General features: G+C 41.1%; 24 protein-coding genes. 8 read left to right on the plus strand and 16 right to left on the minus strand.

Annotated elements, in window-relative coordinates; all coding sequences use genetic code 11:
• Positions 1 to 309: 309 nt before the first annotated feature.
• The 11 genes from yciH to dsbC all read right to left on the minus strand — a co-directional run bounded on the left by yciH (position 310) and on the right by dsbC (position 9634).
• Positions 310 to 630 carry a stress response translation initiation inhibitor YciH gene (yciH, locus tag BKK50_RS07530; RefSeq protein WP_077416882.1) on the minus strand — a complete coding sequence of 107 codons (321 nt, stop codon included), beginning with the start codon at positions 628 to 630 and terminating at the stop codon, positions 310 to 312.
• Positions 623 to 1327 carry an orotidine-5'-phosphate decarboxylase gene (gene pyrF, locus BKK50_RS07535; RefSeq protein WP_077416841.1) on the minus strand — a complete coding sequence of 235 codons (705 nt, stop codon included), beginning with the start codon at positions 1325 to 1327 and terminating at the stop codon, positions 623 to 625. The genes yciH and pyrF overlap by 8 nt, the downstream gene beginning before the upstream one ends.
• 36 nt (positions 1328 to 1363) lie before the next feature.
• Positions 1364 to 2542, minus strand: coding sequence for a lipopolysaccharide assembly protein LapB (gene lapB / locus BKK50_RS07540; RefSeq protein WP_077416843.1), 1179 nt, complete (start codon positions 2540 to 2542; stop codon positions 1364 to 1366).
• On the minus strand, positions 2542 to 2841 hold the full coding sequence (locus tag BKK50_RS07545; RefSeq protein WP_077416845.1) for a LapA family protein: 300 nt from the start codon (positions 2839 to 2841) through the stop codon (positions 2542 to 2544). The genes lapB and BKK50_RS07545 overlap by 1 nt, the downstream gene beginning before the upstream one ends.
• An 84-nt stretch (positions 2842 to 2925) precedes the next feature.
• On the minus strand, positions 2926 to 3210 hold the full coding sequence (locus BKK50_RS07550; RefSeq protein WP_077416848.1) for an integration host factor subunit beta: 285 nt from the start codon (positions 3208 to 3210) through the stop codon (positions 2926 to 2928).
• A gap of 138 nt (positions 3211 to 3348) precedes the next feature.
• A complete protein-coding gene (rpsA, locus tag BKK50_RS07555) occupies positions 3349 to 4998 on the minus strand; it encodes a 30S ribosomal protein S1 (RefSeq protein WP_077416850.1) in 1650 nt (549 codons plus the stop codon).
• A gap of 95 nt (positions 4999 to 5093) precedes the next feature.
• The gene (gene cmk, locus BKK50_RS07560; protein WP_077416852.1) at positions 5094 to 5765 is read right to left on the minus strand and encodes a (d)CMP kinase; all 672 of its coding nucleotides are present in this window, start codon (positions 5763 to 5765) and stop codon (positions 5094 to 5096) included.
• 8 nt (positions 5766 to 5773) lie between these two features.
• Entirely contained in the window at positions 5774 to 6463 is a 690-nt protein-coding gene (locus tag BKK50_RS07565; RefSeq protein ID WP_077416854.1) for a 5'-methylthioadenosine/adenosylhomocysteine nucleosidase, read from the minus strand.
• Positions 6460 to 7119 carry a thiol:disulfide interchange protein DsbA/DsbL gene (locus BKK50_RS07570; protein ID WP_077416856.1) on the minus strand — a complete coding sequence of 220 codons (660 nt, stop codon included), beginning with the start codon at positions 7117 to 7119 and terminating at the stop codon, positions 6460 to 6462. Before BKK50_RS07570 ends, BKK50_RS07565 begins: the two co-directional genes overlap by 4 nt.
• Before the next feature lie 43 nt (positions 7120 to 7162).
• Positions 7163 to 8890, minus strand: a complete 1728-nt coding sequence (recJ, locus tag BKK50_RS07575; protein ID WP_077416858.1) for a single-stranded-DNA-specific exonuclease RecJ — start codon at positions 8888 to 8890, stop codon at positions 7163 to 7165.
• A 57-nt stretch (positions 8891 to 8947) separates the two neighbouring features.
• Positions 8948 to 9634: a bifunctional protein-disulfide isomerase/oxidoreductase DsbC gene (dsbC, locus tag BKK50_RS07580; RefSeq protein WP_077416860.1), complete on the minus strand. Its 687-nt coding sequence runs from the start codon at positions 9632 to 9634 to the stop codon at positions 8948 to 8950.
• Between the two features lie 131 nt (positions 9635 to 9765).
• Between dsbC and prfB the strand changes: the two genes are divergently transcribed.
• Positions 9766 to 10864, plus strand: a protein-coding gene (gene prfB / locus BKK50_RS07585) for a peptide chain release factor 2 (protein ID WP_143529782.1) whose coding sequence is annotated in 2 segments (ribosomal slippage) — positions 9766 to 9840 and positions 9842 to 10864 — 1098 coding nt in all. Because the reading frame shifts where the segments join, the coding sequence is not laid out codon by codon here.
• 140 nt (positions 10865 to 11004) lie between these two features.
• Positions 11005 to 12513, plus strand: coding sequence for a lysine--tRNA ligase (lysS, locus tag BKK50_RS07590; RefSeq protein WP_077416862.1), 1509 nt, complete (start codon positions 11005 to 11007; stop codon positions 12511 to 12513).
• Positions 12514 to 12642: 129 nt separating this feature from the next.
• Here the strand turns inward: lysS and rpsO are convergent, their stop codons facing one another.
• The 3 genes from rpsO to BKK50_RS07610 all read right to left on the minus strand — a co-directional run bounded on the left by rpsO (position 12643) and on the right by BKK50_RS07610 (position 15126).
• On the minus strand, positions 12643 to 12912 hold the full coding sequence (rpsO, locus tag BKK50_RS07595) for a 30S ribosomal protein S15 (protein WP_005628925.1): 270 nt from the start codon (positions 12910 to 12912) through the stop codon (positions 12643 to 12645).
• A gap of 134 nt (positions 12913 to 13046) precedes the next feature.
• Positions 13047 to 13952, minus strand: coding sequence for a DUF6892 domain-containing protein (locus tag BKK50_RS07600; protein ID WP_077416864.1), 906 nt, complete (start codon positions 13950 to 13952; stop codon positions 13047 to 13049).
• A 421-nt stretch (positions 13953 to 14373) separates the two neighbouring features.
• Complete coding sequence (locus BKK50_RS07610) at positions 14374 to 15126, minus strand: YaaW family protein (RefSeq protein ID WP_077416868.1); 753 nt, start codon at positions 15124 to 15126, stop codon at positions 14374 to 14376.
• A 130-nt stretch (positions 15127 to 15256) separates the two neighbouring features.
• On the opposite strand from BKK50_RS07610, the gene BKK50_RS07615 reads away from it, so the two are divergent.
• Positions 15257 to 15685 (plus strand): helix-turn-helix domain-containing protein, encoded by a 429-nt coding sequence (locus BKK50_RS07615; RefSeq protein ID WP_077416870.1) that lies wholly within the window; start codon positions 15257 to 15259, stop codon positions 15683 to 15685.
• Positions 15686 to 15735: 50 nt separating this feature from the next.
• On the opposite strand, the gene hldE is transcribed toward BKK50_RS07615, so the two are convergent.
• Entirely contained in the window at positions 15736 to 17166 is a 1431-nt protein-coding gene (gene hldE, locus BKK50_RS07620) for a bifunctional D-glycero-beta-D-manno-heptose-7-phosphate kinase/D-glycero-beta-D-manno-heptose 1-phosphate adenylyltransferase HldE (protein ID WP_077416872.1), read from the minus strand.
• Positions 17167 to 17260: 94 nt separating this feature from the next.
• On the opposite strand from hldE, the gene BKK50_RS07625 reads away from it, so the two are divergent.
• The 5 genes from BKK50_RS07625 (at position 17261) to gltS (ending at position 24951) form a co-directional block, all read left to right on the plus strand.
• Positions 17261 to 18196, plus strand: a complete 936-nt coding sequence (locus BKK50_RS07625) for a Kdo(2)-lipid IV(A) acyltransferase (RefSeq protein ID WP_077416874.1) — start codon at positions 17261 to 17263, stop codon at positions 18194 to 18196.
• A gap of 74 nt (positions 18197 to 18270) precedes the next feature.
• Positions 18271 to 20166, plus strand: coding sequence for a DNA topoisomerase IV subunit B (parE, locus tag BKK50_RS07630; protein WP_077416887.1), 1896 nt, complete (start codon positions 18271 to 18273; stop codon positions 20164 to 20166).
• Between the two features lie 22 nt (positions 20167 to 20188).
• Positions 20189 to 21361 (plus strand): copper-containing nitrite reductase, encoded by a 1173-nt coding sequence (gene nirK / locus BKK50_RS07635; protein WP_077416876.1) that lies wholly within the window; start codon positions 20189 to 20191, stop codon positions 21359 to 21361.
• An 84-nt stretch (positions 21362 to 21445) separates the two neighbouring features.
• Complete coding sequence (gene parC / locus BKK50_RS07640; RefSeq protein WP_077416878.1) at positions 21446 to 23704, plus strand: DNA topoisomerase IV subunit A; 2259 nt, start codon at positions 21446 to 21448, stop codon at positions 23702 to 23704.
• A gap of 38 nt (positions 23705 to 23742) precedes the next feature.
• Positions 23743 to 24951, plus strand: a complete 1209-nt coding sequence (gene gltS / locus BKK50_RS07645) for a sodium/glutamate symporter (protein WP_370597108.1) — start codon at positions 23743 to 23745, stop codon at positions 24949 to 24951.
• 40 nt (positions 24952 to 24991) lie between these two features.
• Here gltS and BKK50_RS07650 read toward each other — a convergent pair whose 3' ends face one another.
• Entirely contained in the window at positions 24992 to 25498 is a 507-nt protein-coding gene (locus BKK50_RS07650) for a DUF2301 domain-containing membrane protein (RefSeq protein ID WP_077416889.1), read from the minus strand.
• Positions 25499 to 25585: the final 87 nt, after the last annotated feature.

Here is a 25585-nt window from a genome sequence, read left to right on the forward strand (position 1 = left end):
AAAACAACGTTGTGCAACTGCTGTATAATACCGTCAAAATCAACCGCACTTTGAAAAGTGGTTTGGGTATTTTACGGAATGTACAGTGAAAGTGAAAGCCTTTATTTTGTCTTAGAGGCTGATAGATTCAGCACTCAGAATCACATCACTCATATTTTAACAACGCTTTGCTGTATCAACGTATGTTCTTCACATTCCTTCCAGAATAATCAAAAATCTTTTGGTTTATCCTTCATTTTTATAGAAGCCAATCCAGTTGAAACAGAAGATAGCCTAAAACCGCACTTTTTTCATACGGATTCTTATTTTCTACCCCCCAACCAGCTTCACCATAAAACCTTTCTCTTCCAGTAATCGTTTGAGTAAATCTCGCTTTTCACCTTGAATTTCAATATTACCGTTTTTTACTGAACCACCTGTACCACAGCGTTTTTTGAGTGCTGTTGCCAGTTTTTTCAATTCTTCATCCGATAAATCTAATCCGCTAATGACAGAAACCGCCGCCCCTTTTCGCCCACTGGTCTGGCGTTGAATACGCACAACACCGTCACTTTTTGGTCTTGATAGGGGGGCTTTTTCTTCTTTAATTCGCCCACTTTCTGTGGAATAAACCAGAACAGAATCAGACATCATATTGGGCAATAGAAACATTGATAGAACGAAGTACGTCTGCCGGATTTTCCGCTTGTGTAATTGGTCGCCCAATCACCAAATAATCCGATCCTGAACGGACTGCAGCAGCCGGGGTCATCACTCGGCGTTGATCGCCAAAATCCGCCCCAATTGGACGAATGCCCGGGGTGATTAATTTGAAATCAGCACCACAGCTATTGCGTAAAATTTCCACTTCTTGCGGTGAACAAACCACACCGTCTAATCCGGCACGCTGGGTTAAATGCGCAAGACGTAAAACCTGTTCCATTGGGGAAGCATTAATACCAATTTGAAGTAAATCTAAATCTTCCATACTGGTTAAAACAGTGACCGCAATCAACAATGGCGCCTCTTTCCCATAAGGTTCAAGAATTTTTTTCGCCTCTTCCATCATTTTCAACCCACCACTAGCGTGAACATCCACCATCCATACGCCCAAATCTGCTGCAGAGCGGACAGCTCGAGCTACAGTATTTGGAATATCATGGAATTTTAAATCAAGGAAAACATCAAAATCTCGCTGGTGGAGTTGTTTAACGAAGTTTGTGCCTAATGTAGTGAACATTTCTTTACCGACTTTCAAACGACATAAACTCGGATCAATTTGGTCAACCAACGCAAGGGCTTCCGCTTCCGTTTCATAATCAAGGGCGACAATCACTTTGCTTGTCATAATTTACCTCTCTGTGTCTTTCTTTATAATGTCTAATTAGATGGATAATGGCTTAATGGTTTCCCAATGGCGACAGGACGGACAATTCCAAAGCAGTTTATGAACCTGATAACCGCAATTTGAACAGCGATAAGCGGCACTTTGTTTAATACGCTCTCCCACCATTTTATGGAGCAAAATAAGACTTTCTTTTCCTCGTCCTTCTTCCGCATCATCAATTTGATATTGGATAAAATGATAAAAAATAAGCGTACTTGGCTTTTTTGTTAATTGTTGATAAAGCTTGGCTTGTGCCGCTGATTTTCCATCTTTTTCTTCAATTAATTTTGCAAGGGATAAATCCACCTCATCATTTTTAACGGTTTGTTCTGCTCGAATTAAAAACAGTTCAAAACTATCAAGTTGATTTAACGCTTTATAGCAAGATTTTAAGACTGATAGCACTTCACCAATATAATCGGAATTCTGATAAAGAACATTTTCCAGTATGGAAATCGCTTTCTGATAGTTTTTTTCGCTGATATCAAGATCTGCCAGTAATATGGACGCTCTCACACAACGAGAGGAAACGCGAAGTGCATTTTGTAAAATGTTACGTTTTTCAACCGCACTTTCCCCACTTAAACTTTCCGCATATTCGCAATAGCATTGTGCCAGCTCAACATTATTCTCGAGTGGTCTAATTTTTGCTAATTTTTCTGCAATATTAACCGTTTTTTTCCACTCTTTAGTTTTTTGATAAATTAATAAAAGCTGTTGTAGCGCATTTTCTGCAAATTCAGGTTCATCCACTAATAAAATATAAAGACTTTCTGCACGATCAAAAAAACCTACTGTCATAAAATCACGTGCAAGTTGTTGTTTTGCTAGAAGTTTTTGTTCAAAAGAATAATTAGGACTACGATCTAATGCCTGATGGATTCGGAGGGCTCGATCAACTTCACCACGAGAGCGAAATAAATTACCAAGCGTCAGCTCTGCTTCAAATTGGGAGTGACTTTCTATTTCGTTTTCGGTTTCTTGCTTCTGCAACATATCCAAAAATAAATCAACGGCTTTATCAGTTTGGTTAGAGAGTAAAAAATTAACGCCCGTGACATAATCACGGGAAAGTTTATTACTCATATCTTCCTGGTCTTTCTTTGCACTACGCTGCCCCATATACCAACCATAGGCTGCTGCGATAGGCAAAAGCAGAAAGAGTAATTCAAGCATTAGTCAGCCTTAGTTTTCTCACGGACAGAAGTTAATTCACTAATTTGTAAGTTTTGACGTTTAATTTGGCGATGAAGAGATATATTTTTGAGTTTGAGTTTTAAATAGAAAAAACCGGTAATAAACCAACCTAAAATCAAACCGAAACCAAACAAAATAGCAACTAATGTTGAAAGCTGAAATTGACTTTCGGCAACAATATAATTAAACGTGATAATTTGATCATTATTTGCGCCAACGGTAATCGCTACAATCAAAATAGCCAATACGATAATAAACCCCAAAATATATTTAATCATAATGAAATTCCTCAAAAAATTTTCCTAATTATGCCAAAGTTTCCTATGAAAAACGACACCTAAGTGTCGTTATTTCATTTATTTCTAAGCAAATACATCCACCCTTTCTTTAAGCGCTTTCCCCGATTTGAAATGAGGTACGCATTTTGCATCTAATTTCACAGAATCCCCAGTCTTAGGATTTCGCCCAAGACGAGGTTGGCGGTAATGAAGAGAAAAGCTACCAAATCCGCGAATCTCTACACGATTAGCCTCTTCAAGCGATTGTGAGATAAGTTCTAAAATATCTTTTACTATTCCTTCAACTTCTTTTACAGACAAAGAAGGATGCTTAACGGATAAACGTTCAATAAGCTCAGATTTGGTCATCCTGTTTCTCCCTTAATTTTATTTATGTGCTGATTTATAACAATAAGATTTATTGATAATTCATTATTTAATAGGGATAAATTATCAATAGATCCTAAAAAAATAAGGCTGGGACTTGCCCAGCCTACAAAATATCAATTATTCACCTTTAGCTGCTTTGAAGGCTTCAGCCATTGCATTTGGAATAGCCACTTCTTCTTGTTTGTTATTCACATTTGCTACTGCTGCCGCTTCTTCAGCTTGATCTTTCGCTTTGACTGATAAGTGAACGATACGAGCTTTGCGATCAACACCGGTATATTTTGCTTCAACAACATCACCGACTGCCACTTCATCAGTTAAATCTGCCGCACGAATATAACCTTCTGCGCCACCAACTAACTCAACTTTCGCACCCTTAGCATCGGCTTCAACAACAGTTGCAGATACCACTGCACCTTTTTTGTTGATAGCAATGAAGTTATTGAATGGATCTTCTTCAAGCTGTTTAATACCTAAAGAGATACGCTCTTTCACCGCATCCACCGCTAATACGACTGCAGAAACTTCGTCACCTTTTTTGTAGTTACGAACAGCTTCATCGCCCGGCACATTCCAAGAAATATCAGATAAATGAACTAAACCGTCAATACCACCTTCAAGACCGATGAAGATACCGAAATCAGTGATCGATTTGATTTTACCGGTTACTTTATCACCTTTATTGTGGTTTTCTGCAAATTGAGTCCATGGATTTGGTTTGCATTGTTTTAAGCCTAAAGAGATACGACGACGCTCTTCATCAATCTCTAACACCATCACTTCAACAGTATCACCTAAGCTGACCACTTTAGACGGATGAATATTTTTGTTTGTCCAATCCATTTCAGAAACGTGAACTAAACCTTCAACACCATCTAAGATCTCAACGAAACAGCCATAATCAGTTAAGTTTGTCACTTTACCAGTTAATTTGCTATTTACCGGATGATTTTCAGCGATAGCCACCCAAGGATCTTGACCTAATTGTTTTAAGCCTAAAGAAACACGGGTACGATCTTTATCGAATTTTAATACTTTAACAGTGACTTCATCACCCACATTCACGATTTCACTTGGGTGTTTAACACGTTTCCAAGCCATATCCGTGATATGTAATAAACCGTCAACGCCACCTAAATCAACGAATGCACCGTAGTCTGTTAAGTTTTTAACGATACCTTTAACTTCTGAACCTTCTGCAAGGTTTTCTAACACTTGCTCACGTTCTTGACTGTTTTCAGATTCAATCACCGCACGACGGGATACGACCACGTTGTTACGTTTTTGATCTAATTTGATCACTTTGAATTCTAATTCTTTACCTAGTAAGTGATCCGCATCACGAGCAGGACGGGTATCCACTAAAGAACCCGGTAAGAACGCACGAACACCGTTTAACTCAACTGTGAAACCGCCTTTCACTTTACCGTTGATTAAACCGATAACGGTCGCTTTTTCTTCGTATGCTTTTTCTAACTCAATCCAAGATTCGTGGCGTACTGCTTTTTCACGAGAAAGTTTAGTTTCACCGAAACCGTCTTCCACCGCATCTAAAGCAACATTTACCGTATCACCGACTTGAATATCAAGCTCACCCTGCGCATTTAAAAATTCTGCCACAGGAATTGCAGATTCAGATTTCAAACCGGCATCAACAAGGACGAAACCTTTTTGGATTGCGACGACAGTACCGTTAACGATTGAACCTTGACGGGTTTCAAGGCCTTTTAATGATTCTTCAAAAAGTTGAGCAAAAGATTCTGACATATAAATAATCTTCTTTAAAAGTTAATAACATCCACATTTAATCCCTAAGATGTGGGGTTGAGAACAAACGTTTATTCATCCTTGAATAAACAGGGTTAAGGATTGATACGCTGTTGAATATAACTGAGTGCTTGGCTTATCACTTCATCAATAGTTAATGTAGTGCTGTCAAGCAACAGCGCACCTTCTGCCGGTTTAAGGGGGGCAACTTCACGATTTCTATCACGAAAATCACGTTCCTTTATCTCGGCTAAAATCTGCGCAAAGTTACCACTAATTCCCTTGCTTTGCAACTGTTTATAGCGTCTTTTTGCACGTTCTTCTGCGCTGGCATCTAAAAAGAGTTTCACTTGTGCCTGAGGGAAGACCACCGTCCCCATATCACGCCCATCAGCAATTAACCCTTCATTTTGGGCAAAATCTTGTTGAAGTTGTAATAAAGCGGCTCGAACCTGCGGAAAAACAGCCACTTGAGAGGCAGCATCCGCTACCTCTTGTGTACGAATAAGATGACTGACGTTTTCTCCATTAAGGAAAATATGCACTTCCCCATTTTGCGGAACAAATTGGATATCCAAATGACGGGCTAATTCAGCCAATGCTAATTCATCTTTCAAATCCACCGCACTTTTTAATGCGGCTAACGCTGTGACACGATAAATTGCGCCACTGTCTAGCAAGGCGTAGCCTAACTTTTCTGCCAAGGCATAGCATAATGTGCCTTTGCCCGCACCACTTGGCCCATCAACGGTAATAATAATGCCCATAATCAATCCTATAATTTATCTAACATACCTAAAACCAATGCCGAGGATTGTCTTGCCGCCAAAGGTAAAAATTCCTCAAAAGACAAACTCGCCTCCCCATCTCCGCTATCCGAAATAGCACGAACCACAACGAAAGGCACATTAAACGCATGACAGACTTGTGCAATGGCGGTGGCTTCCATTTCAACGGCGGTGACCTGAGGAAAATCATTTTTTATCGCTGAAAGTTTTTCTTCACTGTGGATAAAACTGTCACCGGAACAAATCAGCCCCCGTTTCACGGATTGACCTTGTGCTTCTGCTACATTTTGCGCAAGATCCGCTAATTTTTTATCCGATAAAAATGCCGCAGGATTTGCCGGCAATTGCCCTTTTTCATAGCCAAATGCGGTGACATCGACATCGTGGTAACGGGTTTCATCGGAAATCACAATATTCCCGACTTTTAAGTCCTTTGCCACGCCACCGGCAGAACCGGTATTGATTACCACATCAGGTTTTGCCAATTGCAATAATGCGGTTGTGCCTATCGCTGCTGCCACTTTACCAATGCCGGATTGTAATAACGCTACTGCTTTTCCATTAATTTTACCTTCAAAAATGACCGCACTTGCGACTCGAGTTTGTGTTTTTTCGGTCATTAACCCGCTCAAAATTTCCACTTCTTGCGCCATCGCACCAACAATGCCGATTTTCATTCTTTATGCTCCTTTTCTAATTTATTCACTAAATAATCCAACACCGCCACACTATAATCATCATTATAAAGCGTGCTTGCGGTCAGCACATATTTCCCCCCTACGACAACGTAAGGGTAAGTAAACACACCATATTCTTCCGTTAATTGGATCGCCTGTTGGACTTGTTTTTTGACCTCAGCAGAATTTTGGGCTTCCATAAAATGTGTTTTGTCCAGCCCTTTTTCCTCAACCCAGTTTAGAATATTTGCCAATGAACTCAGCTCTACATAGCGTGATTTTTCCGAGGTTTCAAACAACAATGCATCCGATAACTCATTGGCATTCAGTGCTTTTAATGTATAAAACACTTTCGCACTAAACAAATTATCTAGCGTTGCTACCGGATATTCTTCCAAGAGGATTTTATCGGCACGTATTTGGCTATACAATGCCAAAATATCCTGTGCAGGCGAACATACCCGACAATCATAATCAAAAAAGAATTGAACAGGAATTTTTTTATCCGAACGAAAAGCTTTCCCTATCTGTTCGTAATAAGAAAAATAATCCCGCCCATCTTCAAATTTTAACGTATCTGCTGAAGGCAAGTGCGGTTGATTTTGCACGGAAAAATCCTTCGGATTAGACACTGCAAACGTTGCCTGAACAATCATCCCCAATAACGCACAGGAATACCGACACTGCCTTATCATTTTTTTAATCATCGATAGGCTCAATATAATTCACTCGCAATTGCACACTACGATGACCACGAAATTCATTGATATCCAGCTGATAAGCTAAACGAGCCTGTTTAATGGATAAATCAGGATATAATTTTGTATCAATGTTAAAGGCAATCGCATCTAAAAGCGGACCGCCTTGTTTGGGTTCAATTAACATTTTGAGATGATTTTGATTTTGCCCGATGGCACGCTGCTCTAAAATGTTAAACTCACCGTCAAAGCAAGGCTCGGGAAAGGCTTGTCCCCAAGGTCCGGCGGATTTCAGCAATTCTGCCGTTTCAAGGGTCAATTCATTTTCCCCTAATTCACCATCTGTCCAAATCACCTGTTGTAAATGGGCTTCTCCCAACCAATCCGCCACCGTTTGATTAAAAACTTGCTGAAAGGTTGAAAAACCGTCTTCTCGAATACTCAACCCCGCCGCCATAGCATGGCCACCAAATTTTAAAATCATCTCCGGATATTGGGTGTGAATTCGTTCTAAGAGATCTCGCATATGCAATCCTTCAATAGAACGGGCCGATCCTTTCAAAATTCCCTCGCTATCCTGAGCAAAGGCAATCACCGGGCGATGATACAAATCCTTCAAGCGGGAAGAAACGATCCCCAACACGCCTTGATGCCAATCCGATTGATAAAGGGCGATCCCCATTGGCGGTTCATTGTAAAGTGCGGTTAATTTTCGGCAAATTTCCAATGCTTCCAGTTTCATTCCCGCTTCAATTTCTTTACGGGTTTGATTGAGCTGATCCAAATCCAATGCCAACTCACGAGCGGTTTGCATATTCTCAGCAAGCAGTAATTCCACCCCAAGCGACATATTATCCAACCGCCCTGCCGCATTTAAACGAGGACCAATAGAAAACCCAAGATCACTTGTTGACATTTGCTCAAGGTTGCGGTTTGCCACTTCGGCTAAAGCGATAATGCCCGGACGGCAGTATTTCGCCTGAATACGCATCAACCCTTGATGTACTAAAATACGATTATTTTGATCCAACGGTACAACATCTGCTACCGTTCCTAATGCAACAAGATCGAGTAATTCGCTGAAATTAGGTTGGGTTTTCTCATTAAAAATACCCATTTCACGAAATTTTGCCCGCAACGCCAGCATTAAATAAAAGGCGACCCCCACCCCGGCAAGGGATTTTGAGGGAAAACCGCATTGGGCGAGATTAGGATTAACTATCGCATCGGCAGGCGGTAAACATTCCGGCGGTAAATGGTGATCTGTCACCAACACTTGCACACCTTTTTCTTTCAAAAATGCCACGCCCTCAAGGGAAGAAACGCCGTTATCGACCGTCATCAACAGTTCTACACCTTTTTCTCGTGCCATTTCCGCTACGGGAATACTTAATCCATAGCCCTGTTCAAAACGGTTTGGTACTAAATAATCTATATTCTGAAAGCCAAGCTGTCGTAGGGCTAACACCGACAATGCCGTGCTGGTTGCCCCATCAGCATCAAAATCCCCAACAATGACAATTTTTTTCTGAGTTTGATAGGCTTTCACCAGTAAATCTACCCCTTGCTCAATACCATATAGGCGATTTGGATTGAGCATGGATTTCAAGGTACGATCTAATTCTTGAGGATGTTGAATATGACGGGCTCGATAAAGACGATCCAACAAGGCATTTTCACTAACGGAATGTCCCTTTGGCACTTCTCGGCGTTTGATGAGTTTATTCACAACGATAACAAATGTAATACAGTAAAAAATCGGTGGGTTGACCCCACCTTTATCATCTTAATTCGATTTTTCCAACTCAGCGAATAAATCTGCCGGTTTTAAATAGCCGCCAATCATTTCACCTGTTGAAGTGACAATACTTGGCGTACCCCGCACACCGAATTGAACCCCTAATTCATAGTGTTTTTTCACGATATTTGGTGTTTTCGGCGTTTTTGGTAAGTTGCCTTTTTCCGCTTCATTCAATGCAAATACAGGATCTTTTGCCGTCCAAATCGCTTCCATTTGTTTTGCGGTTTCTGTGTTCATCCCGGCACGAGGGAAAGCCAAATAACGAATGGTGATACCAAGATCATTGTAGGCCTTCACCTGTTGATGTAATAAATGGCAATAATGGCAAGTAATATCCATAAACACTGTGACAACGTGTTTTTCATTTTTTGCCGGATAAACGATCATTTCGTTTTTATAAGCATTCAGTTTATCCATTAATAGTTTGCCTGAAACATCCATCGGGCCTTTGTTCGTTAATTCATAAAGTTTCCCTTGAAAGGCATATTTTCCATCTTCTGTCACATAAATAATGCCTTCATCGGTCACCGCCGTTTTAATACCGGCAATAGGCGAGTTTTTAATATCAATATGCTTTACACCAAGGGCTTTTAATTGGCGTTGAATAGCCGCATCATCTGCCATCACATTCACTGCGATTCCACATAAAAGTGCGGTTAAAATTTTCTTCATTTTCAATTCCTAAATTTGCTAAACAAGAAGGGTTGGAATTATAAAGAGATTGCTAATTTGTGCAAGCCTCGCTACCCAAAAATCCGAAAATAGCATATAATCCGCCAAATTGTGAATAAACTCAATTGATTATGTTTGAAATAAATCCTGTAAAAAATAAAATCGCCGACCTTGCCGAACGCACCACGGTGCTTAGGGGGTATCTTTGACTTCGATGCTAAGGTTGAGCGATTAGAAGAAGTCAATGCCGAATTAGAACAACCCGATGTTTGGAACGATCCCGATAAAGCCCAAGGGTTAGGGAAAGAGCGGGTTTCCCTCGAACAAGTTGTTAACACCATTAAACATTTGGAACAAGGTTTAGAAGATGTGGACGGTTTACTCGAACTTGCCGTGGAAGCGGAAGATGAAGAAACCTTCAATGAAGCCGTATCAGAATTAACCGAACTGGAACAACAACTTGAGAAATTAGAGTTTCGCCGTATGTTTAGTGGCGAACACGATGCCTGCGACTGCTATATCGATTTGCAAGCCGGCTCCGGCGGCACAGAAGCGCAAGACTGGACAGAAATGTTGTTGCGAATGTATTTGCGTTGGGCGGAAAGCAAGGGTTTTAAAACCGAATTAATGGAAGTTTCAGACGGTGATGTAGCCGGATTGAAATCTGCCACCGTCAAAGTGACAGGTGAATATGCTTTCGGTTGGTTACGAACAGAAACCGGTATTCATCGTTTGGTGCGTAAAAGCCCTTTTGATTCCAATAACCGCCGTCATACCTCTTTTAGTGCGGCTTTCGTCTATCCCGAAATTGATGATGATATTGATATTGAAATCAACCCGGCGGATTTGCGTATTGATGTTTATCGAGCCTCAGGAGCCGGTGGTCAGCACGTCAATAAAACCGAAAGTGCGGTGCGAATTACCCATATGCCGAGCGGTATTGTGGTGCAATGCCAAAATGATCGTTCCCAACACAAAAATAAAGATCAAGCCATGAAACAACTTAAAGCGAAGTTGTATGAATTGGAATTGCAAAAGAAAAATGCCGATAAACAAGCCATGGAAGACAATAAATCCGACATCGGTTGGGGAAGCCAAATTCGTTCCTATGTGTTGGATGATTCCCGTATCAAAGATTTACGCACCGGCGTAGAAAACCGCAATACCCAAGCAGTACTAGACGGTGATTTAGATCGTTTTATTGAAGCCAGTTTAAAAGCCGGATTGTAAATAACACTTTCCTTCCCCTATTTACAGGAGAAGATGTCCCGAAAGGACGGAAGGGGTAAACAAAATCCCCCTCAGCCTTCGGCAGCTCCCCATAAACGGGTGAAGCCCCAAATAATTAATTTTAAGAAAGGTAAACAAAAATGTCAGAACAAGAAATCAAAGAATTCGATCTGAGCGGCGAGATGTTAGTACGCCGTGAAAAATTAGCGGCATTACGCGCCAAAGGCAATGCGTTTCCAAACCAATTCCGTCGTGATGCTCTCGCTCAAGACTTACACGATAAATACGATAGTGAAGAGGGCGAAACCCTAAAAGAAAACTCCATTGAAGTGGCGGTTGCCGGTCGCATTATGACCCGCCGAGCCATGGGAAAAGCCACGTTTATTACCCTTCAGGATATGAGCGGTAAAATTCAGCTTTATGTCGCCCGAGATAATCTCCCTGAAGGGATTTATAAAGAAGAGGTCGGCACTTGGGATTTAGGCGATATTGTTGGTATTAAAGGCACTTTATTTAAAACCAAAACAGACGAACTTACGGTGAAAGCCACGGAAGTTCAGTTATTAACCAAAGCACTCCGCCCTTTACCGGATAAATTCCATGGTTTAACCGACCAAGAAGTACGTTATCGCCAACGCTACTTAGATTTAATTTCAAATGAAGAATCCCGCCGTACCTTTATTATTCGTTCTAAAGTGGTTGCCGGTATTCGTGAATATTTCCTTTCTAAAGGTTTTATGGAAGTGGAAACCCCAATGTTGCAAGTCATCCCAGGTGGTGCAGCAGCGCGTCCTTTCGTCACTCATCATAATGCCCTTGATGTGGATATGTATTTGCGTATTGCACCTGAACTTTATTTAAAACGTTTAGTTGTCGGTGGCTTTGAACGGGTATTTGAACTTAACCGTAATTTCCGTAATGAAGGGGTTTCTGTACGCCATAACCCGGAATTTACGATGCTTGAATACTATCAAGCCTATGCGGATTATCACGATTTAATGGATAACACGGAAGAATTATTGCGTAAATTGGCCCTTGATATTCTTGGTACAACCATTGTGAAATACGGTGAATACGAATTCGATTTTGGTAAACCTTTCGAGCGTATTACATTACATGATGCCACTCTAAAATACGGCGCAGATAAAGGCATTGTCAAAGAGGATTTATATGATTTCGACCGTGCAAAAGCCACGGCAGAACGTTTAGGCATTGAAGTGCAAAAATCTTGGGGATTAGGCAGTATCGTCAATGCGATTTTTGAAGAAGTGGCAGAACATCACCTTATTCAGCCCACATTCTTAATGGCTCATCCGGCGGAAATTTCCCCGCTCGCACGCCGTAATGATGAAAATCCGGAAGTCACCGACCGTTTTGAGCTGTTTATTGGTGGACGTGAAATTGGTAATGGTTTCTCTGAATTAAACGATGCAGAAGATCAAAATGAACGTTTTGATGCGCAGGTTGCCGCCAAAGAAGCCGGTGATGATGAAGCGATGTTTAAAGATGAAGACTTTGTGGTAGCCCTCGAACACGGCTTACCACCAACAGCCGGTGAAGGCTTAGGGATTGACCGCTTGGCGATGCTTTATGCCAATGCCCCATCCATTCGTGATGTGATTTTATTCCCGGCAATGCGTCAAAAATAAAAAATAGTAAATTTTTTTCTGTGCCAAAAGTGCGGTCAAAATTGACCGCACTTTTTCTTCGCACATTTCTTACAGGCACAAAAAAGCCCTCAAAACTGAGGGCTAAATTGCTTAATATCGTAATAAAAATTAGCGACGTAAACCTAAACGAGCGATGGTGCTTTGGTATAACGCAAGATCAGTACGTTTTAAGTAGTCTAAAAGTTTACGACGACGAGAAACCATACGCAATAAACCACGACGACCATGATGGTCTTTTTTGTGCTCAGCAAAGTGAGCTTGTAAGTGGTTGATTTGTGCAGTTAATAATGCGATTTGCACTTCGGAAGAACCGGTATCTTTCGCATCACGACCAAATTCAGCAACGATTGCCGCTTTTTTTTCAGTACTTAGAGACATATTTTACTCCTAAAAGGTAGTGTTGTTGATACATCATTCGCCGATCTCTAACCCAGCGATGACAAGGAGCGTGCATTTTATCTATTGTATCCGGCAAAAGCAAGTAGATCCTGCAAGCATCATTAATATTAAGTTCAAAGAATTTTCTTGTCTGCACTATTCGCATGAAGAATAACTTTAATGTCTTTTTCCCTTAGAGATTTGATAAAACTTTCAGGAAATTCCTCCTCTAATATAAATTCCTTTTCTTTGTTAATATGTATTTCTTCCAAATTTGGTAGGAGCGCAAGATCTTCCGCAGCTTTATTTCCAATAGGGACATATCCATCTGAGCGATATTTTATAGGAATAAATGGATTCGGTGCACATACTCCTCGATAAATCTCAGCATCTTTATCTAATTCTAATTCACGAATATCACTTAATAGATATTCCGGAATATCTAAGTTAAAGAGATATTCTCCGGCTTCCTCACTTGCTCTATACCAATCAAAATTAATACCATAACCGGTTTCCTTATCAATATATTCTTCAGCAAATAATGCGATATTAAAACTTGGTCTTAATATCTTTTTCTTATACATTAAGTGATTAATTACTAATAATTTAAAACCAAAATCTTTAAAAATTACCTTTGGATTTTGATCTAAATTATAAATCGGATAGCGTCTGCGTAATTTAATACGTTCTGCTTCAGAGATAATATAACGTAGCCTTTGAGTTACCGGTTCATCGATATCGGAAAAAGCTGTTGATATTAATTTTAACCCCTCTAGTTTTCTTTTGTGTTCCTCTCCAGCTAAGCCAAAAATCGAATCCCAACCATCGCAGGAAATATGAAACCAACCATTCATACCTTCAAAACTAAACAATACACTAGAAATAAACCGTGTTTTTTTATCTAACGTCCAATTTTTAGATAAATGGTGAAGATCTTTTACACCTTGAAAAAATTCTTCATTTTCAAAAGCATCATCTCTTTCTTCTTCAAGAATTTTAAATAGTTGGTTTGTTTTTAATGTTTCAAAAATATTTGACATAGAATTCTCCTTTTAATAAAGACTATTTTTTATATGCAACCGCAATTCTGTTATTAATTAGATCACGAGAAATCTCAAAATCAGGATTCCAAGTCATCATATTATGAATCCCAATACCAACCAGTGCAACAGCTCCAAACACAGGATTAATGACACCGGTGAAACCACTCACAGTCCGATTTTTTGTATAAATTCGACATTTCAGATTTTGGCTTTCAATATAGTTTTCAAGGATTTCACACACTTTCTTTATATTACCTTTTGGTATACCAACAATCTCAAAATTTTCCCTTTGATCAATTAAAGTACGAAATTGCAGATGATATTCGTTATTAAGGTATTAACATATTTTTTCTCTTTAAAAGTGCGATCAATTTTGACCGCATTTATTAACAAAATATTAAAAATCTAGTAACAAATCCTATTTTTCTTCTTTTTCAATTTCATCACGAAATTCTGAAAGAGAGCGTAAATAAGCTATTTGAACCACCGCTGGAATCGTCACACGATAAGCAGGTCCTGCAATGTCAACAAAAGTTGCAATCGATGTAAGAGCCAATCCAACAGGTCCAGTAATAAAAGCAAGATATCTAACTAATGCTATATTTCCAACAAAGCTAAGCCCACGCCCAACTAAAGCCTTCATAACTGCATTAACCACAATCAATGTCACTTTATAAGATGTAAAACCACCTACCTTAAAAATAGCAAAAAATGCACCAGTTATAATATGTGGGGTAAATTCTTCGACATTTTCTAATCCTACTTCAACAGAAAGTTTTTTTAACTCTTCGGGTGTCATTTTTTCTAATGCGACTTGTAAAATTTTCATCAAAAGATCTTGTTCAATTTGTTTTGTTGAAGAAGACTTTTTGTATTTCACTTTCATTTTATCGCAAACATCACAAAGCACCTCTTTATATAAAACCCCTTTTCCCCCTTTAATAAAATTCATAAAAGTATTTCCACCAAAAAGTTGAATTTCTTCGGCTATTAATTCCCAATATTTAATATGTTCAGGATAATAGCGTTTATAATTATTATCCTTAGTTAAAGACTCTGTATAGCGAATTTTCCCATCTTTATCATGCGTAAGAAGATAAACGAGATCGTCCATTTCTTCCGATTTCAATGTTCCTAAAAATTCCAAATCCGGATCGTATCTATAAGCCATAAGCTTCTCCTCTGTTTATGTGGTTATAAAAACAGCGTTATTCTATTTTTTACCAAATGCTGATACAATCATCGACCAGTTACAATGAAACACCCAATTCATTACATTTACCTACCGAAAAAGAGCAGCTATGAATAAACAAGACCAAATTCGCCAAAATATTCGTGATATCAGAGAAGATAAGAACCTTACCCAAGCCGATATGGCTGAGCGTTTATCTATGTCGGTAACCGGTTATGCAAAATTGGAACGAGGTGAAACGAATATTAGCATTGAACGCTTGCACCGTATTGCACAAGTGCTTGGCGTTGATGTTATTGAGCTAATGGCAAGCAATAATGATGGCGTTGTGGTCTTCAATAATTCCAATGATAATTTTAGTAATTCGACAAATTTCAGTATCGCACTTGGAAATCCGGCACTTGAAGGGGAAATTAAACATTTAAACTACATTATTCTTGCTAAAAATGAATTACTTGATGCGAGAGAGCGTGAAATTGAATCTCTCAAACAGCAAATTGATGCGCTACAAAAAGTGATTGAAACACTCGAAAAATAATAACGGCAATGTACAAAGTAAAAAGGTTGGGAAATCCCAACCTTTCATTTTTATTCTTTTAATGCTTTAATTTTCTCAATCACATTGGTGGTGGAACAACCATTTTCAAAGTTGAGTACTTTCACTTCTCCACCATTTGCCCACACTTCTTGGCTGCCGGCAATCTCTTCCGGTTTATAATCGCCGCCTTTCACCAGTAAATCCGGTAGGATTTCACCAATTAAACGTTGTGGCGTATCTTCCGTGAAAGGAACAAGCCAATCGACAGAGGATAGCCCGGCTAATACCGCCATTCGGGTATCCAAATGATTAATTGGGCGGCTTTCACCTTTTAAGCGTTTGACGGAATCATCACTATTTACCGCAACAATTAAACGATCACCTAATTTACGAGCATTTTCAAGATAAGACACATGACCCGGATGCAAAATATCAAAACAGCCGTTCGTCATCACAATTTTTTCACCACGGGCTTTCGCTTGTTTGACCACCTCTTTAAGTTGCGCTTCGCTCATAATACCAAAACCGGTATCCGGACGGGCATGGATGGCATTTTCAAGCTCGACATTAGAAACCGTTGATGTTCCCAATTTACCTACCACAATACCTGCGGCGACATTGGCTAAATAACAGGCTTCTTCAAAAGAGCGCCCGTCAGCTAGTGCGGTGGCTAATACACTGATCACCGTGTCACCGGCACCGGTCACATCAAACACTTCTTTCGCCACCGTTGGCAAATGATAAGGCGCTTGATTTGGACGAAGCAAAGTCATTCCTTTTTCTGAACGGGTCACCAAAAGTGCGGTCAATTCTATGTCAGAAATTAATTTCAAGCCTTTTTCGATGATCTCTTCTTCCGTATTGCATTTGCCCACCACCGCTTCAAATTCCGCCATATTTGGTGTAAGCAAAGTTGCACCACGATAACGTTCAAAATCCGTGCCTTTTGGATCAATAAGCACCGGCACATTGGCTTGGCGTGCAATTTGGATCATTTTTTGTACTTCCTTTAATGTCCCTTTGCCATAATCGGAAAGCACTAAAGCACCGTAATTTTTGACCGCACTTTCGAGTTTAAGTAGCAGATCTTTGCAATCGACATTTTGGAAATCTTCTTCAAAATCAAGACGTAAAAGCTGTTGATGGCGGGAAAGAATACGCAATTTGGTGATTGTCGGGTGGGTATTCAATGCCACAAAATTGCAATCAATATGTTGATCTTTCAGCAGATGAGATAAGGCTGCACCGGTTTCATCTTGCCCAATCAACCCCATCAGTTGTACCGGCACATTCAATGAGGCAATATTCATCGCCACGTTCGCCGCCCCACCGGCACGCTCTTCATTTTCTTGCACTCGTACTACGGGAACCGGTGCCTCAGGGGAAATTCGATTGGTCGCACCAAACCAATAACGATCAAGCATTACATCGCCTAAAACGAGGACTTTTGCCTGTTTAAATTCTGCTAAATACTGAGCCATACTGTTCTCTCTTGAAAAAAATTGGCGTGATTTTACCATAAGTCATTTTTACGTTAAACTACTGCGCAATTTCACTAAGGAATACTAACCGCCAATGAAAAATAGCAAACTCCCCACTTTTCAACGTGCTTTTCTAGCCCCTCAATACTGGGGATTTTGGCTTGTCTTGGGAATTTGGCGAATGCTACTTTTATTGCCTTACCCCATTTTGCGTCATATTGGAAACGGCTTAGGCTGGCTTTTTGCTCATTTAGGCATCGGTAAACGCCGTGCCGCTATTGCACGCAGAAATCTGGAACTTTGTTTTCCCGACATGCCGGAAAATGAGCGTGAAATGCTACTACAAGAAAATTTACGTTCGGTGGGTATGGCAATGATTGAAACGGGTATGGCGTGGTTTTGGTCTGATGCCCGAATAAAAAAATGGTCGAAAATTGAGGGCTTACATCATCTCAAAGCGAACCAACAAGAGGGCATTATTTTTGTTGGTGTGCATTTTCTCACATTAGAACTTGGCGCTCGCATCGTGGGCTTACATCACCCCGGATTAGGTGTCTATCGCCCCAATGATAATCCGCTGATGGACTGGCTGCAAACCCAAGGGCGTTTGCGTTCTAACAAAGATATGCTGGATCGCAAAGATCTTCGCGGTATGATTAAAGCCTTACGCCAGGGTGAAACCATTTGGTATGCGCCCGATCATGATTACGGGCGAAAAAATGCGGTATTTGTGCCGTTTTTTGCCGTACCTGATGCCTGTACCACCACCGGTAGCTACTATTTATTAAAATCCTCGCCGAAAAGCAAAATCATCCCTTTTGCCCCGCTTCGTAATCGAGATGGTTCGGGCTATACGGTGAGCATTTCAGCACCAATCGATTTCTCTGATTTAGACGATGAGACCCACATTGCTACACGAATGAACCGGCTTGTCGAAAAAGAAATTCTAAAAGGTGTGGAACAATATATGTGGCTACATCGCCGCTTTAAAACTCGTCCAAGTGAAAACGACCCAAGCCTGTATGATTAAAAGTGCGGTCGAAAATGACCGCACTTTTTGATACACTCTCTCGCAATTTTTTCTATTTAATAAATAACCTAAACATGACAACGCAGTATTCAGCCCAGGAAATTACAGTTTTAAAAGATCTTGAACCGGTACAAGTTCGTCCCGGAATGTACACCGACACCACCCGCCCTAACCACCTAGCCCAAGAAGTGATTGATAACAGTGTGGACGAGGCACTTGCGGGGTTCGCCACAAAAATTGAAGTGATTTTACATACCGATCAATCCCTTGAAGTCATTGATAATGGTCGGGGGATGCCGGTGGATATTCACCCCACTGAAGGCGTATCCGGTGTGGAGGTGATTTTAACCAAGCTTCACGCAGGCGGTAAATTTTCCAATAAAAACTATGAATTTGCCGGTGGCTTACACGGTGTGGGGATTTCTGTGGTGAACGCCCTTTCCGAACGGGTGGATATTCAAGTCAAACGCAATGGTGAAGTGTATAAAATTGCCTTTGAAAATGGGGTGAAAGTCGAAGAATTGGAAGTGATCGGCACCTGTGGCAGACGTACCACCGGCACCACTGTTCATTTCAAACCTAACCCAAAATATTTCGATAGTGCAAAATTTTCCGTCAGCCGCCTACGCCATTTATTGCGAGCCAAAGCCGTGCTTTGCTCCGGGCTGGAAATCAAATTCACGGATAAAGTCAACAATACCCAAGATGTTTGGCTATACGAAGACGGCTTGTCCGACTATCTTATTGAAGCGGTCAATGGCTATGAAACCCTCCCGGAAAAACCTTTCGTGGGCGAATTTAAAGGGAGTAATGAAGCGGTTAGCTGGGCGTTATTATGGCTACCTGAAGGTGGCGAGTTAATCGGTGAGAGCTATGTGAATTTGATCCCAACCATTCAGGGGGGTACACACGTCAACGGCTTACGCCAAGGTTTGCTTGATGCCATTCGAGAATTTTGCGAATTCCGCAATTTGCTCCCCCGTGGGGTCAAACTGACCGCTGATGATATTTGGGATCGCTGTGCTTATATTCTTTCGCTCAAAATGCAAGATGCCCAATTTGCCGGTCAAACCAAAGAACGCTTGTCATCTCGTCAAAGTGCGGTCTTTGTGAGCGGTGTTTTAAAAGATGCCTTTAGCCTATGGCTTAACCAAAATGTGCAAGATGCGGAAAAACTCGCTGAAATGGCGATAAGCTCTGCCCAACGCCGTTTGCGTGCAGCGAAAAAAGTGGTACGAAAAAAATTGGTGAGTGGCCCCGCATTACCGGGTAAATTAGCGGATTGTGGTTCTCAAGATCTGGAGAAAACCGAGCTTTTCTTAGTGGAAGGGGATTCTGCGGGTGGCTCTGCCAAACAAGCCCGAGATCGTGAATATCAGGCGATTTTGCCTTTGCGTGGAAAAATTTTAAATACTTGGGAAGTGTCACCGGAACAAGTGCTTGGATCGACTGAAATCCACGATATTGCGGTGGCATTGGGTATCGATCCGGACAATGATGATCTCTCCCAACTCCGCTACGGAAAAGTCTGTATTCTTGCCGATGCGGATTCCGACGGCTTACACATTGCCACGCTACTTTGTGCGTTATTCTTACGCCATTTCCCAAAATTGGTACAGGAAGGGCACGTTTATGTCGCCATGCCGCCGCTTTATCGCATTGATTTGAATAAAGAGGTGTTTTATGCCTTAGATGAGGGGGAAAAAGAGGCAATTTTAGATCGCTTGAAAAATAAAAAAGGCAAACCAAACGTTCAGCGTTTCAAAGGTTTGGGTGAAATGAACCCCGCTCAACTACGGGAAACCACCATGGATCCAAATACCCGCCGCCTTGTGCAACTCACCTACCATTCAGAAGAACAAGGCAAAGAAACCTTAGAACTGATGGATATGTTACTGGCGAAAAAACGTTCCGAAGATCGCAAAAACTGGTTGCAAACCAAGGGTGATCAAGTAGATTTAGCCGTGTAATTGACAATAAAGCAGGTAAAAAATGAACGAACGACGCCGTGATTTTCTTAAGAATACCACATTAAGCATTGCCACATTGAGTCTCGGAGCAGGTTTAATTCAAATGCCGGCTCAAGCGGAAGGCAAAACCATGGAAAAAACCTTCACAGAACTACCTGAAATTGAGGCAGAAATCACACTTGCACCGCAGGTGCCAAAACCCGTTGATCGCAATTATCCGGCAAAAGTAGTGGTAAAACTGACCGCACTTGAAAAAATTATGGAATTGATGGAAGGGGTACAATACAAATTTTGGACATTTAATGGCAATGTGCCGGTCCCCTTTATTCGGGTACGGGAAGGCGATGTGGTAGAAGTACAACTTTCCAACTCGGCCAGCTCAATGATGTCTCATAGTATTGATTTTCACGCTGCCTCGGCACCGATGGGCGGAGCCATCGCCAGTGAAACCGCACCAACCAGAACCGGTACATTTCAATTCAGGGCGTTGCGTTCGGGCATTTATTTGTACCATTGCGGTAGTCAACCGGTGGCAGTTCATCTTGCCAAAGGTATGTATGGTTTAATCTTAGTAGAACCAAAGGAAGGCTTACCTAAAGTCGATCGTGAATTTTATATTATGCAAAGCGAATTCTACGTTAAAGGACGATTTGGTGAACCGGGTTTGCAACCCTTTAGCATGAGCAAAGCCATTGATGAGCGCCCTGATTATGTGCTGTTCAACGGTAAAGTGGGATCAATGATGGGGGAAAACGCACTCCAAGCCAAAACCGGTGAAAAAATTCGTTTATTTGTCGGCAACGCCGGCCCTAATTTGATTTCATCATTCCATTTAATCGGTGCGGTGTTTGATAACGTCTATGTGGAAGGCGGGACATTAATTAACCACAATGTACAAACCACGCTGATTCCGTCAGGTGGTGCGACGATTGTCGAAACCCAAATTGATGCTCCCGGCACTTATGTGTTTATGGATCATTCCATTTTTCGTGCTGCTAACAAGGGGACAATGGGACAAATTGTGGTAACAGGAGAAAAAAATCCGTCAATTTATTCCGGTAAATTAAAAGATGAACCGATTAAAAATGATCCTAACCCACAAAAACCGCAACCTGTCCCCTATGAAATCGACAGTCATAGGGGAATAATGCAACACAACCATACGGATATGGAAAGTGGCGCAACCAAGAAATAATCTAAAAGAATGAATAAAGTGCGGTCAAATTTTTAATCATTTTGGGGCGAGCAACTAGGAAAATTTTATAAACGAAACAATTATATGAGTACAAATATTAACTACGAAGGCATTGAGCAAATGCCACTTCGCACTTTTACTGAAAGTGCCTACCTCAATTATTCAATGTACGTCATTATGGATCGTGCATTGCCTTTTATTGGCGATGGTTTAAAACCGGTACAACGCCGTATTATTTATGCCATGTCGGAGCTGGGCTTAAATGCCTCCGCAAAATACAAAAAATCTGCCCGTACCGTGGGGGATGTGTTAGGTAAATTCCACCCCCATGGCGATTCCGCTTGTTATGAAGCCATGGTATTGATGGCGCAACCCTTTTCTTATCGTTATCCATTGGTGGACGGTCAAGGCAACTGGGGGGCGCCGGACGATCCAAAATCCTTTGCGGCAATGCGTTATACGGAATCACGCCTGTCCAAAATTTCTGAAATATTACTTTCCGAACTTGGTCAAGGCACGGTGGATTCTCAACCGAACTTTGACGGTACTTTGGAAGAACCACAGTATTTACCGGCACGTTTACCCCATATCTTGCTCAATGGTACGACAGGGATTGCCGTGGGAATGGCAACGGATATTCCCCCTCACAATATTAATGAAATTGCCGATGCGGCGGTTCACTTACTTGATCACCCTAAAGCCGGTCTTGATGATCTGTTAAACATTGTGCAAGGTCCGGATTTTCCAACTGAAGCTGAAATTATTTCACCTAAGGCGGAAATTCGTAAAATTTATGAACAAGGTCGTGGCTCGATCAAAATGCGGGCGACCTGGAAAAAAGAAGACGGTGAAATCATTATTTCCGCGCTTCCCCATCAGTCTTCGCCTTCTAAAATCATTGCCCAAATTGCCGATCAAATGACGGCAAAAAAATTGCCAATGGTAGAAGATATTCGTGATGAAGCGGATCACGAAAATCCGATTCGGATTGTGATCGTTCCTCGCTCTAATCGAGTGGATACCGATGCCCTGATGGCGCATTTATTTGCCACCACCGATCTGGAAAAAAGCTATCGGGTGAATATGAATATGATTGGGCTTGATCATAAACCGGCAGTGAAAGGATTGGTACAAATTCTAAATGAATGGCTACATTTCCGCCGCACCACTGTCACACGCCGTTTACAATATCGCCTAGATAAAGTGCTTTCCCGTCTGCATATTTTAGAAGGCTTAATGATTGCTTTTTTAAATATTGATGAAGTGATCGAGATCATTCGCCACGAGGATGACCCCAAAGCGGAATTAATGGCGCGTTTTCATTTAACGGATGAGCAAGCCGATGCGATTTTAAATTTACGCTTGCGCCATTTAGCGAAGCTAGAGGAACACCAACTCCGTGCAGAGCAAGATGAATTAGAAAAAGAGCGGTCAAATTTAGAGGCGATTTTAGGTTCTGAACGCCGTCTCAATACGCTCATTAAAAAAGAGATCCAAGAAGATGCCAAAAAATATGCCAGCCCTCGGATGTCGCCATTAGTTGAACGTGAAGAGGCCAAAGCCATTTCAGAAAGCGAGATGATACCGGCAGAACCGGTCACTGTTATTTTATCGCAAATGGGCTGGGCACGCTGTGCGAAAGGACATGATATTGATCCGAAAACATTAAGTTATAAAGCAGGCGATGGGTATCTTGCGCATGCCTATGGTAAAAGCAATCAAGCCGCTGTGTTTATTGATAGCACAGGACGCAGCTATGCCGTTGATCCCCTAAGTTTACCTTCCGCCCGTTCGCAAGGGGAACCGCTCACCGGTAAATTAACCTTACCGGTCGGGGCGACCATTGAGCATATCATTATGGCTCCGGAACAACAGACATTATTGATGTCCTCCGATGCGGGCTATGGTTTCATTTGTCAATTTGAAGATTTAATTGCACGCAATAAAGCAGGAAAAGCCTTGATTTCTTTACCGGAAAATGCCAAAGTGCTCGCCCCAAAAACACTGTCAGATTCAACCGCACTTCTCGTTGCCTTGACCTCAGCCGGCAGAATGTTGATTTTCCCAGTACAAGATTTACCGGTATTATCAAAAGGGAAAGGCAATAAAATTGTGAATATTTCTGCGGCGAATGCAAAAGATCGCAGCGAATTATTAGTCAAATTATTGCTTATTTCAGATCAAGCCAGCCTTGAGTTCCATTCCGGCAAACGAAAAATCACATTAAAGCCGGAGGATCTCCAAAAATTCCGAGCAGAACGTGGCAGAAAAGGTTCTCCACTCCCTCGTGGCTTACATAGCAATGTGGATATTGTGATCATTGAACCTGAACATAATGTATAAATTTTCCGAAACCAGCTATAGGAGGAAATTTCGTGAATATTGTCTTTGATACTTATCAAACACTTTCACTCGCAAGCCTTGTTTTATTATTGGGCTATTTTTTAGTAAAACGCATTAGTGTACTCAAAAACTTTAACATTCCCGAACCGGTTGTCGGCGGTTTTATTGTCGCTATCGCATTGGCAATTTGGTATCAAATAGAGGGGACTTCATTTACTTTTGATAAAAATCTACAAACCACAATGATGTTGGTTTTCTTTTCATCCATCGGTTTAAGTGCGAATTTTGCCCGCTTATTCAAAGGCGGCAAACCACTTATTATTTTCTTATTTGTTGCAGCCACCTTAATTTTCAGCCAAAACGTGATCGGTATCATCGCCACACAAATTTTGGGCATTGATCCTGCTTATGGTTTATTAGCCGGCTCCGTCACCTTAACCGGGGGTCATGGCACGGGGGCGGCTTGGGCCGAAACCTTCATCAAAGAATTTAACTTACCGGCAGCAACCGAAATCGCTATGGCCTGTGCCACATTCGGTTTAGTACTTGGCGGTATCATCGGTGGTCCGGTGGCACGTTTCCTATTAAATCGTCAAAAACAAGGGGAAAATCCGGAAAATGATGAGGTGGATGATGTGCAAGAAGCCTTTGAGCACCCAACCTATCAACGTAAAGTCAATACACGTTCTATCATTGAAACCATTGCAATGATGTCTTTTTGTTTATTGATCGGTCAATGTCTGGATAACCTTACAAAAGCCACCGCATTACAACTCCCCACCTTCGTTTGGTGTTTATTTACCGGTGTGATTATCCGTAATGCCTTAGCACATATTTTCAAATTCCGTGTGGCAGATTCTGCCATTGATGTACTGGGTAGCGTAGGCCTATCTATTTTCTTAGCGATTGCCTTAATGTCTTTAAAACTTTGGGAATTAGCCGGTCTTGCAACAGATGTATTAATTATCCTAGCTATTCAAGTGGCATTTATGGCATTTTTCGCAATTTATGTGACTTATCGTGCGATGGGTAAAGATTATGATGCAATCGTACTGAGTGCGGGACATTGTGGTTTTGGTTTAGGGGCAACCCCTACTGCGGTAGCAAATATGCAGGCAATTACAAGCCGTTTCGGTGCGTCTCATAAGGCGTTCTTAATAGTACCGATGGTGGGCGCATTCTTTATCGACTTAATTAATGCTTCATTATTAAAAGTTTTCTTCGCTATCGTTACCTATCTCCACTAAATCCAACAAAAAGAGCGATCAAATGATCGCTCTTTCCTTTCTAAATTTGATACTTTGTTTTATCCCCAATATCAAAATGCAAGGGCATTCGCCATTTTTGAATTGCCAGTAATAACAGTAATATGCCAACAATCATTGATAAAATTCGAGTCAGAATTCCACCTTCAAATACCCCCAAAAACCAAAGTATTGCTACAAAAAAGGGCTGTAAATTTAATAACGGTACTCGGAAACAAAAGTATTCTTTAAAACAAAGCCCCCCTAATGTCACCAATGCACCGCCTAATGCCAGCTCATTCCAACCTAAAATAGCGCAAACTAAGCCAATCCACGTGGCAAATTGAAAGGTTAAACGAAAATGTTTAAGGTAAATATGCAAAGAGGAGGCACAGCAAGTCGCAGCGATTAAAATCGCAATTTCTGCCTCATTTGGAAACCAAGTCAACAGTAAAACACCAAAGACGGCAACAACAAACCCTGTGCGATAAATCACCACAGAGATCTTATCCCAAACATCCATTGGGGATTGAATATGCGGATCAGCCATTTTTTCTCCTTTATTAATCAAAAAAATAAAAACAAAAAGTGCGGTAAAAAACACCGGTATTATACAGCAGTTGCACAACGTTGTTTT

This window comes from Rodentibacter rarus (genome assembly GCF_001998965.1).
Lineage (GTDB): Bacteria > Pseudomonadota > Gammaproteobacteria > Enterobacterales > Pasteurellaceae > Rodentibacter > Rodentibacter rarus.

Excerpts from the sequence above, each read along its gene's own strand:
- yciH (WP_077416882.1), bottom strand. The coding sequence starts at position 630 with ATGTCTGATTCTGTTCTGGTTTATTCCACAGAAAGTGGGCGAATTAAA.
- pyrF (WP_077416841.1), bottom strand. The coding sequence starts at position 1,327 with ATGACAAGCAAAGTGATTGTCGCCCTTGATTATGAAACGGAAGCGGAA.
- lapB (WP_077416843.1), bottom strand. The coding sequence starts at position 2,542 with ATGCTTGAATTACTCTTTCTGCTTTTGCCTATCGCAGCAGCCTATGGT.
- BKK50_RS07545 (WP_077416845.1), bottom strand. The coding sequence starts at position 2,841 with ATGATTAAATATATTTTGGGGTTTATTATCGTATTGGCTATTTTGATT.
- BKK50_RS07550 (WP_077416848.1), bottom strand. The coding sequence starts at position 3,210 with ATGACCAAATCTGAGCTTATTGAACGTTTATCCGTTAAGCATCCTTCT.
- rpsA (WP_077416850.1), bottom strand. The coding sequence starts at position 4,998 with ATGTCAGAATCTTTTGCTCAACTTTTTGAAGAATCATTAAAAGGCCTT.
- cmk (WP_077416852.1), bottom strand. The coding sequence starts at position 5,765 with ATGGGCATTATTATTACCGTTGATGGGCCAAGTGGTGCGGGCAAAGGC.
- BKK50_RS07565 (WP_077416854.1), bottom strand. The coding sequence starts at position 6,463 with ATGAAAATCGGCATTGTTGGTGCGATGGCGCAAGAAGTGGAAATTTTG.
- BKK50_RS07570 (WP_077416856.1), bottom strand. The coding sequence starts at position 7,119 with ATGATTGTTCAGGCAACGTTTGCAGTGTCTAATCCGAAGGATTTTTCC.
- dsbC (WP_077416860.1), bottom strand. The coding sequence starts at position 9,634 with ATGAAGAAAATTTTAACCGCACTTTTATGTGGAATCGCAGTGAATGTG.
- lysS (WP_077416862.1), top strand. The coding sequence starts at position 11,005 with ATGTCAGAACAAGAAATCAAAGAATTCGATCTGAGCGGCGAGATGTTA.
- rpsO (WP_005628925.1), bottom strand. The coding sequence starts at position 12,912 with ATGTCTCTAAGTACTGAAAAAAAAGCGGCAATCGTTGCTGAATTTGGT.
- BKK50_RS07600 (WP_077416864.1), bottom strand. The coding sequence starts at position 13,952 with ATGTCAAATATTTTTGAAACATTAAAAACAAACCAACTATTTAAAATT.
- BKK50_RS07610 (WP_077416868.1), bottom strand. The coding sequence starts at position 15,126 with ATGGCTTATAGATACGATCCGGATTTGGAATTTTTAGGAACATTGAAA.
- BKK50_RS07615 (WP_077416870.1), top strand. The coding sequence starts at position 15,257 with ATGAATAAACAAGACCAAATTCGCCAAAATATTCGTGATATCAGAGAA.
- hldE (WP_077416872.1), bottom strand. The coding sequence starts at position 17,166 with ATGGCTCAGTATTTAGCAGAATTTAAACAGGCAAAAGTCCTCGTTTTA.
- BKK50_RS07625 (WP_077416874.1), top strand. The coding sequence starts at position 17,261 with ATGAAAAATAGCAAACTCCCCACTTTTCAACGTGCTTTTCTAGCCCCT.
- parE (WP_077416887.1), top strand. The coding sequence starts at position 18,271 with ATGACAACGCAGTATTCAGCCCAGGAAATTACAGTTTTAAAAGATCTT.
- nirK (WP_077416876.1), top strand. The coding sequence starts at position 20,189 with ATGAACGAACGACGCCGTGATTTTCTTAAGAATACCACATTAAGCATT.
- parC (WP_077416878.1), top strand. The coding sequence starts at position 21,446 with ATGAGTACAAATATTAACTACGAAGGCATTGAGCAAATGCCACTTCGC.
- BKK50_RS07650 (WP_077416889.1), bottom strand. The coding sequence starts at position 25,498 with ATGGCTGATCCGCATATTCAATCCCCAATGGATGTTTGGGATAAGATC.